The sequence below is a fragment of the bacterium genome, from assembly GCA_035530055.1.
GTDB lineage: Bacteria > UBA6262 > WVXT01 > WVXT01 > WVXT01 > WVXT01.
Window position 1 is genome coordinate 1 of sequence record DATKVN010000002.1, and the last position, 14182, is coordinate 14182.

Annotated in this window: 16 protein-coding genes; 12 read left to right on the top strand and 4 right to left on the bottom strand. The window is 42.0% G+C overall.

Going from position 1 to position 14182, the window contains the following annotated elements; genetic code table 11:
• The 12 genes from VMW39_00020 to VMW39_00075 all read left to right on the top strand — a co-directional run.
• On the top strand, positions 1-139 hold a 139-nt coding region (locus tag VMW39_00020; GenBank protein HUW22411.1), incomplete at its 5' end, for a thioredoxin-disulfide reductase.
• Positions 140-304: 165 nt separating this feature from the next.
• Positions 305-670, top strand: coding sequence for a hypothetical protein (locus VMW39_00025; GenBank protein HUW22412.1), 366 nt, complete (start codon positions 305-307; stop codon positions 668-670).
• A gap of 107 nt (positions 671-777) precedes the next feature.
• Entirely contained in the window at positions 778-1866 is a 1089-nt protein-coding gene (gene carA, locus VMW39_00030; protein ID HUW22413.1) for a glutamine-hydrolyzing carbamoyl-phosphate synthase small subunit, read from the top strand.
• Positions 1867-1876: 10 nt separating this feature from the next.
• Complete coding sequence (gene carB / locus VMW39_00035) at positions 1877-5146, top strand: carbamoyl-phosphate synthase large subunit (protein HUW22414.1); 3270 nt, start codon at positions 1877-1879, stop codon at positions 5144-5146.
• A gap of 23 nt (positions 5147-5169) precedes the next feature.
• On the top strand, positions 5170-6645 hold the full coding sequence (locus tag VMW39_00040) for an amidophosphoribosyltransferase (GenBank protein HUW22415.1): 1476 nt from the start codon (positions 5170-5172) through the stop codon (positions 6643-6645).
• Between the two features lie 268 nt (positions 6646-6913).
• A complete protein-coding gene (locus VMW39_00045; GenBank protein HUW22416.1) occupies positions 6914-7399 on the top strand; it encodes a permease in 486 nt (161 codons plus the stop codon).
• 7 nt (positions 7400-7406) lie between these two features.
• Positions 7407-7667: a 2-hydroxymuconate tautomerase gene (locus tag VMW39_00050; protein ID HUW22417.1), complete on the top strand. Its 261-nt coding sequence runs from the start codon at positions 7407-7409 to the stop codon at positions 7665-7667.
• Positions 7668-7691: 24 nt separating this feature from the next.
• Positions 7692-8345, top strand: coding sequence for a hypothetical protein (locus VMW39_00055; protein ID HUW22418.1), 654 nt, complete (start codon positions 7692-7694; stop codon positions 8343-8345).
• Positions 8346-8810 (top strand): hypothetical protein, encoded by a 465-nt coding sequence (locus VMW39_00060; GenBank protein ID HUW22419.1) that lies wholly within the window; start codon positions 8346-8348, stop codon positions 8808-8810. It abuts the gene before it with no gap.
• Positions 8811-8843: 33 nt separating this feature from the next.
• On the top strand, positions 8844-9962 hold the full coding sequence (locus VMW39_00065; GenBank protein HUW22420.1) for a site-2 protease family protein: 1119 nt from the start codon (positions 8844-8846) through the stop codon (positions 9960-9962).
• Between the two features lie 35 nt (positions 9963-9997).
• Positions 9998-10381 carry a PaaI family thioesterase gene (locus VMW39_00070; protein ID HUW22421.1) on the top strand — a complete coding sequence of 128 codons (384 nt, stop codon included), beginning with the start codon at positions 9998-10000 and terminating at the stop codon, positions 10379-10381.
• 116 nt (positions 10382-10497) lie between these two features.
• Positions 10498-11922: an FAD-binding oxidoreductase gene (locus VMW39_00075; GenBank protein ID HUW22422.1), complete on the top strand. Its 1425-nt coding sequence runs from the start codon at positions 10498-10500 to the stop codon at positions 11920-11922.
• Between the two features lie 3 nt (positions 11923-11925).
• Here VMW39_00075 and VMW39_00080 read toward each other — a convergent pair whose 3' ends face one another.
• From VMW39_00080 to VMW39_00095, 4 genes are all read right to left on the bottom strand, one after another.
• Positions 11926-12291, bottom strand: coding sequence for an S-adenosylmethionine decarboxylase (locus VMW39_00080; protein HUW22423.1), 366 nt, complete (start codon positions 12289-12291; stop codon positions 11926-11928).
• Positions 12284-13150, bottom strand: coding sequence for a polyamine aminopropyltransferase (gene speE / locus VMW39_00085; protein ID HUW22424.1), 867 nt, complete (start codon positions 13148-13150; stop codon positions 12284-12286). The genes VMW39_00080 and speE overlap by 8 nt, the downstream gene beginning before the upstream one ends.
• Entirely contained in the window at positions 13147-13533 is a 387-nt protein-coding gene (gene speD / locus VMW39_00090) for an adenosylmethionine decarboxylase (protein HUW22425.1), read from the bottom strand. The genes speE and speD overlap by 4 nt, the downstream gene beginning before the upstream one ends.
• A 234-nt stretch (positions 13534-13767) precedes the next feature.
• Positions 13768-14182 (bottom strand): DUF72 domain-containing protein (locus tag VMW39_00095; protein ID HUW22426.1); only part of this gene is annotated, 415 nt, incomplete at its 5' end.

Genomic DNA, 14182 nt, shown 5'->3' on the forward strand with positions numbered 1-14182 from the left:
TCGTAGCGAGACCAATATCCCGGGCATTTTCGCTGCCGGTGATGTTACTGAAGTGCCTGCAAAACAGATTATAGTAGCAGCAGGAGAAGGGGCTAAAGCGGCACTGAGTGCTTTCAGATACTTAGCCCAACACAAATAAGAATAAAGAGTTAAAAAGCAGCCTTAGTGCAAATGGAGGTGAAATAGTAAACAGCTTTTCAGAAAAAGATTGTCAACGCAAAGTAAAGATGTTATAATATTTAGCAACTTCTTGCTTGATTGGGTTCTTTTTCGTCTTAACTTTTAGAAGAAAGGAGGAAAAATTATGCTCATATTGGTCAGGCTTGTGGGTATGATCGCGGTGGCTATGGGGATTGTTTTTCTGTTAAGTCCTAAGAGGATGAGGCAATGGATGGTTTTTTGTGAAAAGGGGGTAAGGCCGTACATTATGGGTACTCTGCGGATTCTCGTTGGCATTGTCTTCCTGTTGGCTGCTCCACAGAGCAGGGTTGTTTGGGTTATAGTTACGATTGGAATACTGGCTTTCTTAGGGGGCATTACCATTTTTATAATCGGACTGGAAAGATTTAAAAGTATGCTCCGATGGTGGCATGGAAGGCCACTTCTGTTTCTCCGTCTTATTGCGCTTCTCGCTATAGGCTTTGGCATGTTGATTCTTTATTCTGTATAGTAGCAGAAGTCTATAAAATTTATGGTTCGTTTCTTGACTTAACTTCTCCCTGTACCACGCATGTATAATAAAGTAGGGCAAGAGCAGAATATCAATAGGAGAGACATATGAGAGGAGTATTAGTTCTGGAGGATGGTAGCTATTTTGAGGGCATCTCCATAGGGAAAGCCGGCGAAAGGATAGGAGAAGTGATTTTAAATACTGCTGTTGTTGGATACCAGGAGATTATGACCGACCCGGCAAATGCGGGCAAGATTCTGGTTTTCACTTATCCCTTGATAGGCAATTATGGTGTAGCCAAGAAATTTTCTGAGTCTAAAAAATGTTGGATAGAGGCCTTGATTATGAAAGAGGAAAGTAAAATGTATTCCAACTGGCAGGCAGAGGACAGTTTCAATAATTTCCTTAAGAAGGAACATCTGGTCACGATAAGCGAGGTGGATACAAGGACACTGGCTGTCAAGATTAGAGATAGCGGCCAGATGCTGGGAATAGTTTCCACTTTGGTGCCGCTCGCTGGCAAGGAGACAAAGATTGGTAAGTTAGTTAAAAAGGTAAAAGATTATAAGAAATATATGAAAAGGAATTTCATAACAAATATCTCAAGAGAGATTACAGAAATTAAAGGTAATACTTCAGGACCAAAGATAGTTATATTGGACTTGGGAATCTTGAATAGTTTTCTCGAACAATTAAAGACTCTGGGATGCAATCTTACATTATTGCCCTATAATACTGATGCAGACAAAATTCTGGGATTGAATCCCGATGGCTTGATTATTTCTAACGGACCGGAAGAAGATGAAGCAATTTCCGGAATTGTAGAGGTAGTTAAGAGGCTCATCGGCAAAATTCCTCTCTTGGGTATCTCTTTAGGACATGAGATAATCTGTCTTGCCTTAGGAGGTAGACTTAGGAAACTCAAACTAGGTCATCGCGGTGTAAATTATCCAGTGAAGTCATCTTCTTCATATAAAGGTGATATCACGGTTCAAAACCATTCATTTGTTGTGGATGAGGAGTCAATAAAGGGTAGAGAGGACATCAACATTACCCTGCGCAATGTCAATGATGACTCAATCGAGGAGATGGAAAGTGGCCCGCTAAAGTTTATTTCCACCCAGTACTATCCAGTAAGTCCTGGATTTGATGAGGTAAATGGAGTATTCAGAAGATTTTTAGAAATGGTAAAGTGAGGAACCTGACATGCCCAAGCGCAAAGATATAAATAAGATATTGATAATAGGCTCTGGCCCAATTGTTATTGGCCAGGCCTGTGAATTTGACTATTCTGGTTCTCAAGCCTGTAAGGCTTTAAGAGAAGAAGGTTACTTTACCATCCTTGTAAATAGCAATCCCGCTACTATTATGACCGACCCTGATATGGCAGATGTGACCTACGTTGAGCCACTCACCGTAGAAGTGGTTACAGAGATAATAAGGAAGGAGAGACCCGATGCCATCCTGCCTACACTGGGTGGCCAGACAGGTTTGAACCTGGCCTATTTCTTGATGAAAGAAGGCATACTGGAAAAGTATGGTGTAGAGTCTTTAGGAGCTGATGTCGAGGCTATTTCCAGGGCTGAGGATAGAGAACTGTTTAAGAAGGCAATGCAGGAGATAGGCGTAGATGTTCCCAAAAGTGGAATTGCTACAAATCTGGAAGAGGGAATGAGGATAGGCCTGGAGATAGGATTCCCATTGATTTTGAGACCAGCGTATTGTTTAGGGGGCAGTGGTGGTTCTACTGCTTATAATAAGGAGGAATTGGAAGAGTTTCTAATAAAGGGGCTGGAGATAAGTCCGGTGGGACAAGTATTGGTGGAACAATCTGTACTGGGGTGGAAAGAGATAGAGTATGAAGTGATGAGGGACTGCGTGGATAATGTTATTATGATTACTTCTATGGAGAATGTCGACCCCATGGGTGTACATACCGGGGATAGCATTGTGGTTGCGCCATCGCAGAGCCTGACCAGAGAGGAATACGCACAGTTTGTGAATCTATCTAAAAAGATTATAAGAAAGGTGGGCATAACCGGGGGAGGGGCGAATATTCAATTTGGACAGAACCCGGATAATGGACACATTGTGATTATCGAAGTCAATCCCAGACTTTCCCGGAGTTCAGCTTTAGCTTCTAAAGCTACTGGTTTTCCCATTGCCAGGGTGGCTACAAAATTGGCTGTGGGCTTTACTCTTCCCGAGGTTCTCAATCAGATTACAGGAAAGACAACGTCATTCTTTGAGCCTACGGTTGATTATTGTGTATTTAAAATTTGTAGATTTACTTTTGAAAAATTTCCTCAAGTTCAAAGGGTCATAAATACATCTATGAAAGCAGTCGGTGAAGCGATGTCTATTGGCAGAAACTTTAAGGAAGCACTCCAGAAAGGAATAAGGTCTACTGAGACAGGAAGATTCGGATTGGGTTCGGATGGAAAAGACAAAATAACCGATAAAGCATTGAAATCAGCCTCAGAGGATTTGATTCAGGAAATAAAAGAAAAAATAAGAATTCCCCATGATGAGAGACTATTCTTTATCAGATACGGTCTTGAGCTTGGACTAACTGTCGATGAGATTTACGAGCTATCAAAAATTGATAGGTGGTTCATAGATAATATGAAGCAGATCGTAGAGCTGGGAAAAGAGATAAAGAGATATAAAGGTAAAAATGCAAAAAGCAAGATCAAAATCTCACCAGAGTTACTTAAGAAAGCGAAAAAGGATGGCTTCTCAGATATACAGCTTGCCTATCTTCTAAATTCGACAGAGAAAAAAATAAGATCTTATAGAAAAAAGTGCAATATAAAAGCGGTCTATAAATTGGTAGATACCTGCGCAGGAGAATTTAAAGCGGAGAAACCATATTATTATTCTACATATGAGACCAGGGATGAAAGCCAGCCGTCTGCAAACAAGAAGGTTCTTATCCTGGGAGGGGGACCTAATAGAATCGGGCAGGGTATAGAGTTCGACTACTGTTGTTGTCACGCATCGTATGCTCTAAAAGAAGAAGGCATGGAAAGCATTATGGTAAATTGCAATCCAGAGACTGTCTCCACAGATTATGATACTTCAGACAAATTGTATTTTGAACCTTTGACAGTCGAGGACGTATTAAATATTGTAGATATTGAAAAACCCGTCGGAGTGATAGTTCAGTTTGGAGGCCAGACTCCACTGAACATATCTGTCCCATTAGCCAAGGCAGGAGTGAAGATTTTAGGAACCAGCCCTGATTCTATAGACCGGGCAGAGGATAGAAGAAGGTTCCAACAGATGCTTAAGAAATTGAAACTCATCCAGCCTGATAACGGGACAGCTACCTCATTGGAAGGAGCAAAGAAGGTTGCCCACAGGATAGGATATCCAGTAGTGGTAAGGCCTTCTTATGTTCTCGGCGGTAGAGCAATGGAGATAGTCTATGATGAGGAAGGTTTAGGCAATTTTATGGAAAAAGCAGTGGAGGCATCTCCTGAACGTCCCATTCTTATCGACAAATTCTTGGAAGATGCCATAGAAGTTGACGTGGATGCAATAGCCGACGGTAAGAATTGCGTGATAGGTGGGATTATGGAGCACATTGAAATGGCGGGCATCCATTCCGGCGATAGCGCAATGGTTATTCCTCCTTATACTTTAGGAGAAGACATAATAGAACTCATAAAGAAAAATACTTATGCTATGGCAAAAGAATTGAACGTGAAAGGACTTTTGAATATCCAGTACGCTGTTAAGAATAATGTGGTCTATGTCCTGGAGGTAAATCCCAGGGCAAGTAGAACAATTCCACTTGTGAGCAAGGTCATAGGGGTTCCTCTGGCAAAGCTGGCAACTAAGATAATGCTGGGAAAGACATTGCAAGAGTTAGGATTCACCAAGGAAAAGGAAATCAATTATGTTGCCGTAAAAGAGTCTGTATTTCCTTTTATAAGGTTTCCCGGCGCAGATGCAATCTTGGGCCCGGAGATGAAATCCACAGGGGAGGTTATGGGAATAGATTCCACATTTGGTGTAGCTTATGCGAAGAGCCAGATAGCTGCTGGACAAAAGTTGCCCCAAAAGGGAAATGTATTCATAAGTGTGAAGAATCAGGATAAGAGGAATATAGTGTTCATTGCCAAAAAACTTGCTGACCTCGGGTTTAAGATTATGGCCACTTCTGGCACAGCAGATGCCCTTATGAAGAATGACATAGAAGTAGAGACTCTGCCTAAACTTCACGAAGGAAGGCCTAATATTATTGATTTAATAAAAGATAGCAAAGTAGACCTGATAATAAACACTCCTGCTGGAAAAGTGACCAAAGAGGATGAGGTGAAGATAAGGTCCCAGGCAATTCTTTATAGTGTGCCTCTCATAACTACTATTGCTGGTGCACAGGCATCTGTTAATGGAATTGAGAATTTGATTAAGAGACCAGAGGTGTCTGTAAAATCGTTACAGGAATACCATAAAGAGATAAAATAATAATTTATGTCAGGGGGTAAAATATGAGTGGGATTTTTGGAGTGGTTTCTAAGGAAGATTGTGTAGAGATTCTCTTCTATGGGACGGATTACCATTCCCATTTGGGCACAGAATATGGAGGTATGGCAGTCCTGGGAGAGGATTTCACCCGCCAGATACACAATATAAGCCAGGATCAGTTTAAGTCAAAATTCTATCAAGATTTCAAGCGTATGAAGGGCAACAAGGGCATCGGCGTTATTAGCGCCTTTGATGAACAGCCTATTTATTTAAACTCCAAGTTTGGTCCGTTTTGTATAGTCACTAATGGCATCTTAGAAAATATCGAAGAATTAGCAGGGGGGCTTTTGGAAAAAGGAATAACCTTCAGTGAAGTGAGTAAAGGTATGGTTAATGTAACTGAGCTTGTAGCCAAGTTAATCAGTCAGGGGAACAATTTGATAGATGGCATAGAGAAGATGTTCGATGCCATAGACGGTTCCTGCTCACTTTTACTATTGAATAGAGATGGAGTCTATGCTGCCAGAGATAGGTATGGGTATACGCCCCTGGTAGTGGGAAAGCGAGAGGATGCTTGGGCAGTTACTTCCGAGACTAGCGCCTTCCCCAATATTGAGTTCAAAACGGTAAAATACCTCGAACCTGGAGAGATAATTCTGATAAACGAGAAGGGCATGCTCCAAAGGAAGCCGGGTGGAGAGATGAATCAAATCTGTGCATTTCTCTGGATATACATCGGCTTTCCTGCTTCCAACTATGAAGGGATAAATGTGGAGACAGTAAGGGAAAGGTGCGGAAGGTTTCTGGCAAAAAGGGATAAGGATATAGAAGTAGATATAGTCTCTGGAGTTCCCGATTCAGGAACTGCACACGCGCTGGGATATGCAATGGAGTCGGGAAAGCCTTACCGGCGACCTCTGGTGAAATATACGCCCGGGTATGGGAGAAGTTATACTCCTCCTTCGCAGGAGATTCGAGATTTGATAGCCAGGATGAAGCTCATTCCTATCAAAGAGATAATTGAAGGTAACAGGATTGTAGTATGTGAGGATTCTATAGTCAGAGGGACTCAGCTTAAGAACTTCACCATAAAGAAGCTATGGGATAACGGTGCCCGGGAGGTTCACATAAGGCCCGCCTGCCCTCCGTTGATGTTTCCCTGCAGGTTTAATTTCTCCACGCGTTCCATCTATGAACTCGCTGCCCGCAGGGCCATTCGCAGCATGGAGGGGCAAGATGTGAAGAATGTGTCAAAGTATATAGACCATAATTCTCAAGAATATAAGAAAATGGTGGAATGGATTGCTAATGAGTTAGAAGGCACCACTCTTAAATACCAGACTGTGGATGACATGGTGAAGGCCATCGGGCTTCCTAAGGAGAAGCTGTGCCTTTATTGCTGGACTGGCGAATATCCAAAACCAATGGCGGGTAAGGGAAAAAAGAAGGAGAAAAACCCGGCTGTTAAGAAGAGAGCGGAAGCCAAGAGAAAAGTATGAAATAAATTAGTGCCCGCTACAGGCTGAATCTTTAGTGATTATGCCTACAAGTTACTTACGCGACTTCGCCAATGAATAATGGAAAGACGCTGGTGAATTCAGTGCCTGCCGAATATTTTCCCACCCGATAAAGATGAGGTTGTAAAAGGGAAACCCTAAAATGTCCTGTATCTGGGTTTCCCATTTCATCAGTTCCTGTGTCAGAATCATATACGAATAAGAGAAGGGGATGCCCCCCTTCTAACCATGATTGGAGGAGGTATGGGGAATGGTAATTGCTACGGTTATAATGGGTCTTCTGGCGATTATTCTTGTTTCTATCGGTTATTACAAAGGAGGAGGAGAACATGTTCTGGGATTGAAATCAGCAATGAACATGACCATCCAGATTCTTCCTTTAGTAATTTTTGCCTTTATAGTAGCTAGTATGGTTCAGGTTCTTATTCCTCATGAATTTCTATCAAAGTGGATAGGTAAAGGATCTGGCATACGGGGTATACTCATCGGCACAGTAGCGGGTAGTTTGGTAACAGGTGGTCCCTATGTCAGTTTACCGATTGCCGCAGGGCTTTTGCGTTCCGGTGCCAGTGTAGGAACTACGGTGGCATTCTTGACCGGATGGTCGCTGTGTGCATTTGGCAGGTTGCCGATAGAAGTGGGCGTGATGGGCTGGAAATTTACACTCATTCGGATGGTGAGCACATTTTTCTTCCCCCCTATTGCTGGGCTAATAGCAAATAGATTATTTTCATAGGTTTTTTGTGGTTGACTCTCAGGTTTATAAGACATATAATCTAATTACTTCCAATTTTGAGGAGGAAAAAATGCCATTAGTGAATGTGGATTTATGGGAAGGTCGCAAGGTTGAGCAGAAGAAAAAATTGGTGGCAGGAATCACCAATTTATTTGTAGAAATTACCGGATGTCCCAGGGAAGCGGTTACGGTGATAATCAGGGATGTCCCCAAGCATAACTGGGGAATTGGAGGTGAATTGAGTTCAGAAAAATTTAAAGAAAAGTAAGTACGGAGAAAGGAGGTAGGTAAAATGAAAAGTTTTTGGAATGTTTTAGTGATTGTCTGTTTGGGTATTCTTCTTTTGGGTGGAGTGAGTCCTGGAAGGGCCCAGGAGGAGGAAAAAGAGAGGACTCGCGAGGAGACCAGAGAGGAAGAGGGGTTAAGGGAAAGGGAGAGGCTTAGTGAGGAAGAGAGACTTCGTGAGCAGGACAGGCTTCGTGAACAGGAGAGGCTTCGCGACAGGGAGAGAATTCTCGAGAATGAAAGTAAGATTCTCGGGAAATATTCTGAGCGCTTTGGAGTGGATGTAGAGACCCTGGCAGACTTAAGGGCAGAGCGCCTGGGGTATGGAGAAATCAGCCACGCGCTTGTCCTTTCTGAAATGACGGAAAGGTCACAGAACGAAATCATGGAAATGAGGCGTGCCGGCAAAGGCTGGGGAGAGATAGCCGATGAACTCGGGGTAAAACTCCGCGAGGCAAGAAGGGAAGTGAACAGGGAGCGTAGCCGTATCAGGAAAGAGCTTACACGGCAAGAGCGGCGCACTCTTCGTCGTTCCTGGAAGGTAAAGCGGCGTGAAGCTATAAGAGAACGACGCAGACTTGAAAAGGAGGAGCCGGGTAGAGAATATGGACCACCAGAGAAAGGTCGTGGAAAAGGTGGTGGACGTGGTCAAGGGCGCTAAATGAGAAAAAGAATTTCAATTTTAGTGTTGCTGTTGATTTTTTTTAGTCTTCCCGGTAAAGGGCTTACTTATGAAAAGAACGATTTTGGCCTGGGAATCATCCTCGGTTCTCCTACAGGGCTAAGTGCAAAGATCTGGCTCAGTAAAAGTACTGCTTTCGATGGTGCGGCTGCCTGGTCTTTCAGCAGGAAAGGACGGTTTCAGATTCATGGGGATTATCTCTGGCACAATTTTAACCTTATCAAGGTGGAGGAAGGCAGTTTCCCCCTCTACTATGGTTTAGGGTTTCGGTTCAATTTTGGAGATGAGACAGAAGCAGGAATTAGATTTCCCATTGGGCTGGAGTATCTCTTTTCCCGGGCGCCTTTCGATGTCTTTATAGAAGTGGTTCCTGTCCTCAGGGTGATTAAGAAGACTGATTTTGAAATGGAAGGCGCTATTGGAGTTCGTTTCTTTTTCAGGTAGATAGACAAGGAGTACATTAAGAGGAAACAGAAGATGAGAAATACTATAAATTTGGGGAAAATTTTTGATATCCAGATAAAGATAGATTACAGCTGGTTCATTATCTTTTTATTAATTACCTGGTCGTTGGGAGGTCATTATTTTCCCCATTCCTATCCGGGCTGGCAGTCCCTTACCTATTGGATTGTCGCCTTCTCCACCTGTTTGATATTCTTCGCCTGTGTATTGGCCCACGAATTGTCCCACAGTTTAGTTTCTAAGGCTCATGGAATTCCTGTGCGAGATATCACACTGTTTATTTTCGGGGGAGCTGCTCAAATCGCCAGTGAACCTGAAAAGCCGAGAAACGAATTTCTTATGGCCTTTGCTGGACCTCTCATAAGTATTGTAATTGCCATTCTCTTTAGATTCGTTTTCTTTGTAATGAGGGATTCCTTCCAACCTGTCGCCGCCTTAGCATATTGGTTAAGCAGGATAAATCTCATACTGGCTATCTTCAATCTGGTTCCTGGTTTCCCTCTCGATGGTGGCCGTATTTTGAGAGCAGTTGTCTGGAAAATAACTGGTAACTTCAGAAAAGCGACTCGAATTGCTTCAGGAGCAGGTCAATTTGTAGCCTTTCTATTGATTTTCTTCGGTATGTTTATGTTCTTTACAGGGAGATTTTTTAACGGGCTCTGGTTTGTATTTATCGGATGGTTCCTCAATAATGCTGCTGAGAAGAGTTACCGATGGGTTGCTCTGAAAGATACGATGCGTGGGGTAACTGTGGAGGAAGTAATGGTTAAAGAATGTTATGGAGTGCCAGGCGATATCACGCTGGAACAGCTTATCCATGAACATATTATTCGGGGGGGCTATCGCTGTCTGCCTGTAATTGAGAGCGGTCGAGTGGTGGGTCTGGTAACAGTACATCAGATAAAAGAGGTCCCTCACCATGCCTGGAGTAGTACCACTGTTGAGGAAGTGATGATTCCATTAGATAAGACAAAGGCAGTTAAACCCAGTGACCCTCTATTTTCTATATTTGAGACAATGACTCGAGAAGATATCAGTCAACTTCCTGTTGTCCAGAACGGCGAATTGGTGGGTATAATAGGGAAAGACAATATTCTCAATTTCATTCGAACATTGTCTGAACTGGGAATATAGTAGAAATTCAATTTTTAATGCTTCCAGGAGAAAAGATGGAAATTATAATTAAAGCGCCTTTTGAAAAATTGCTGGAAATGAAAGTTTTGGAAGCAAAAGAAGATTTTGGAAAAGTAATGATGCCTTACAGGAAAGAGTTCACTAATCCCCATGGCTTTATTCATGGGGGAGTAATATCTTCTCTGGCTGATACGGCAGCGGCTGTGGCCATGTGCACGAAATATGGCGATAGAATATATTTCACAGCTAAACTGGATATGGAATTTAAGACTTCCATTAAAGATGGAGAAATGTTCGCTGAGGCAAGGATTTTCAGGGAAAAAGGTAATTTCTTCTTCAGTAAGATAGAAGTCAAGGATGGGAACGAGAAGTTGTTGGCTACAGGTTCTGCTATCTTCTTCATGCCTTCCCAGAAGTGAACTTAAGGAGTAGCGAAACTTGTTTCGCGTCAACGCACCGCAAGCGGTGCTATTCCAATTATTGGAGTCCGCCCGAAAGGGCGGTTTTATAAACTCCAAAGGAAGGAAAGAAAAGAATGGCATATAAACAGATAGAAGAGAGTACTCTACAGAAGCTCAGAGATATCGTTGGTGGAGAGAACTTAATTTGTGAACAGGAGAAAATGGTGGACTACAGCCATGACGAGTTTTCCCTGGAGTCGATAAGAAAACTTCCTGAGGTGGTGGCGAAACCGAAAAACAGGGAGGAGATTTCCGAAATTCTTAAACTTGCCAATAAGGAGAAGTTTCCGGTTACTCCCCGGGGAGGTGCGACCGGGCTTGTGGGTAGCTGCGTTCCCCTGTATGGCGGTCTGGTTCTCTCTCTGGAAAATATGAATAAGGTTTTAGAAGTAGATACGGAAAATCTTATGGCAGTGGTCGAGGCAGGCGTCCCCTTAATGGAGTTCTATAAAAAGGTAGAAGAGGCAGGACTCTTTTTCCCTCCCCATCCGGGTGAAGAGAGTGCCAATATAGGAGGAGTTATAGCCACTAACGCAGGTGGTTCCAGAGCAGTTAAATATGGAGTAATAAGGAACTTTGTGAAAGGGCTGGAAGTAGTTCTTCCTGCAGGAGAGATAATAGAGATTGGTGGAAAAATTATGAAAGATAGCACTGGCTATAGTCTCCTGAATCTTTTGATAGGCTCTGAAGGCACTCTGGGAATTGTTACCCAAGCCACAATTTCTCTCCTCCCCCCACCAAAAGCTATGTATACACTGGTTGTTCCTTTCAATAGTGTTCGTGATGCCATAAACACAGTTCCTATGATAATAAAGAGTAAGACAATTCCTATGGCCATAGAATTTATAGAGAAAGAACCCATCCTTGTTACTGAGGAGTATCTCCAGAAGAAATGGCCTTCTCGAGAAGGAGGAGCATATCTTATGATAATAATAGACGGCTCCAGCGAAGAGGAGGTAATGGGACTTTGTGAATCTGTGGGAGAGCTATGTTTTGCTAATAATGCGTTGGATGTCTTTGTCGCCGATACTAAAGAGAGACAGGATAATATATTGAATATAAGAAGCCAAATCTATGAAGCTATAAAACCTTACACAATCGAGATACTGGACATTACTGTTCCGCGGGCAGAGATTGCCAGTCACGTGGAGAGGGTACATGAGATTGCCGATAAATATGGTGTCTGGTTACCCACATACGGTCATGCGGGAGACGGAAACGTGCATACTCATCTTATGAAAGTTAAGTTTAAGGAAGGGAAAATAGAAGAGGTAAAAGAAGAATGGGAGGAGAAGTATCGCCAGATACGAAAAGAAATCCATTTAGATGGTATAAATAGAGGAGGGACCATTTCCGGAGAACATGGGATAGGTATAGTGAAGAAGGAGTATCTATCTATGGCCTTGAGTAAGGCTCATATTGACATTATGAAGGAAATAAAGAAAATTTTCGATCCGGGAAATATTTTGAATCCGGGAAAGATATTCGACCTTGTTTAGTTGTCACTTTCTCAAAATAACTCTTTTTTTCATTCTCTTTGCGCCGAAGAATTTTTTGGTGAAATTTGCCGCCTTCTCTGTATCGAATTGTTTGCAGGAGAAGATGTTGATGTAAGCAGAATTCCAGAGCTCCGAGAAGTGGCCGGTAATTGAACTGGTCTCAATTAATTGCACCAGAGAATAGCCTGCAGTGTGAGGATTCTTCAGTCCAAAGTAGGGTATGGAAGGTTTGCCATATTTTTTCATCTTTATTAAAGCGCACAGATTATTGACGAATTCATTCAGTTTCTTACGGGAACGAATTGTTTTCTGGTTACAACCGTAGAGGTCGAGTGTAAGTTCTGTGCCATAAATTTTTCTTTTATCCATTTCTTTTAGCCTCCACAGCCTCTTTTATATAAGTAGGCAGAGTAAACGAAGAATGATGAATTTCTGGATTATAGTATCTGGTTTTCAACCTTAATTTTCTATATCTTTTTTCTATTTCCCAGAGGCGAATTTTCAAGGGATCAATCCCCTTGGAAGCGAAGACAAAACTAAAAAGTCCTCCTATGTAAGTGGGAACAGCGGTGGAAAAGGTGCTTACAAAAGGAAATATCTTCTTTAGTCTCCTATATACATAAGGAAGTTCTTCTCTTTGAAGAAAGGGCGAGCCTGTCTGCTGAGCAAATGTTCCGTTATTATGGGAAAGCGTATTAAACGTATCCCTATAGAATTTCGATGAGAAAAGTACTTTTGCTGGACCAATAGGGTCTGAAGAATCGACTATTATTACATCGAATTTTCTTTTTCTTTCCTTGACAAAGTTTACTCCGTCGTCAATTATTATGTTTGCCCGCCTGTCGTTAAAAGAATTTTTACAAATAGCTGAAAGATAGCTTTTGGAAAATTCAATTACTTTCTTGTCTATTTCGACTAAAGATACTTCCTTAACCGGATATTTGAGCACTTCTCTTAAGATTCCTCCGTCCCCGCCTCCAATGATCAAAACTCTTTCCGGATGAGGATGGGAGAGCATAGGTAAGTGAGTGAGCATCTCGTGGTAGATAAATTCATCTCGCTCCGTGGTCTGGACAACCCCGTCTAAAACTAATACCTTCCCGAACTCATAAGTATCTAAAATATTAATTTTCTGATATGGACTCTTATTGGAAACGAGGGTTCCCTTAACTTTAAGCCCCAATCTCACCGAAGGGAAAAGAGATTCATAAAACCACGTTTCTTTCATTCCAGAATCCCTCTTTTAAGTTCGAGTAACTGCGTCTTTTTAGGCTTGAATGCCTTTTTTAATACAGGAATAGCTTTGTATGGATTAACTTCTCCGCAGACAAAAATATCTATTGCCGCATATCCAAACTCAGGCCAGGTGTGTATGGAGAGGTGGGATTCTTTAATAATTGCTACGCCCGATATTCCTTGGTTAGGAGAAAAATGGTGCAGTTTTATTTCTAGGATGGTAGCTCCGCAGGCAGCAACCGAATCAATCAAAGCCTTCTTAACTTTCTTTAAGGAGGTAATATTCGTAGCTCCCCACAGTTCTAAGAGAAGGTGAGTTCCTGCGTAGTCAAATTGCTCACACTTACTATAATATCGCCTCGCTTTCTTCTTCATCCTCTCCCTTTTAAGTCGGTAATAACTTACTAAGGAGTTCTTCTAATCTAGTTAGTAAACCCCGTTAGAAATTTTCCTCTCCCCCTTTGTGGAGGAAATATTTCTAACGAGGTCGGATCTACTCCCAGGTTTTAATTTCGTGTTATTTTAACATCTTAATAAAAATTTGTCAATAAAATAGTTAAATTTTTTTAAATTTTTGACTTTGTCCCTCGAATGTTAGAAAAGGTCTGTTTACTTTTCCAGCAATTCCTTAAATCTTAAAGCGTTCTTTATAGCAAATCCACGAGCATCATTATTAAAGTAAGCATATATATCCTTTCTTTTTTCCATCCAATATTTAGCCTTGGAAGCCCAATTCTTAAGTTCTTTCTCCGAATAGTTGGAACCATAAAGAATCTCTCCCCCATGAAACCGGAGATAGATAAAATCAGAAGTAGCAAGTTCTTCACAAGGCCAGCTCTTAGAATGGGCGATACATAATGAGAAGCTATACTTTCTTAATATATCATATATTTCTTCACAGAACCAGCTTGCGTGTCGAAACTCGAAACAGTGGCGGGTCGACCTGGAAACCCTGAGGCGGTGGATAATTTTACAGAATGCCTCCAGTTTTTCCCTATTGGCATGCAGGTTGGGGGGTAATTGC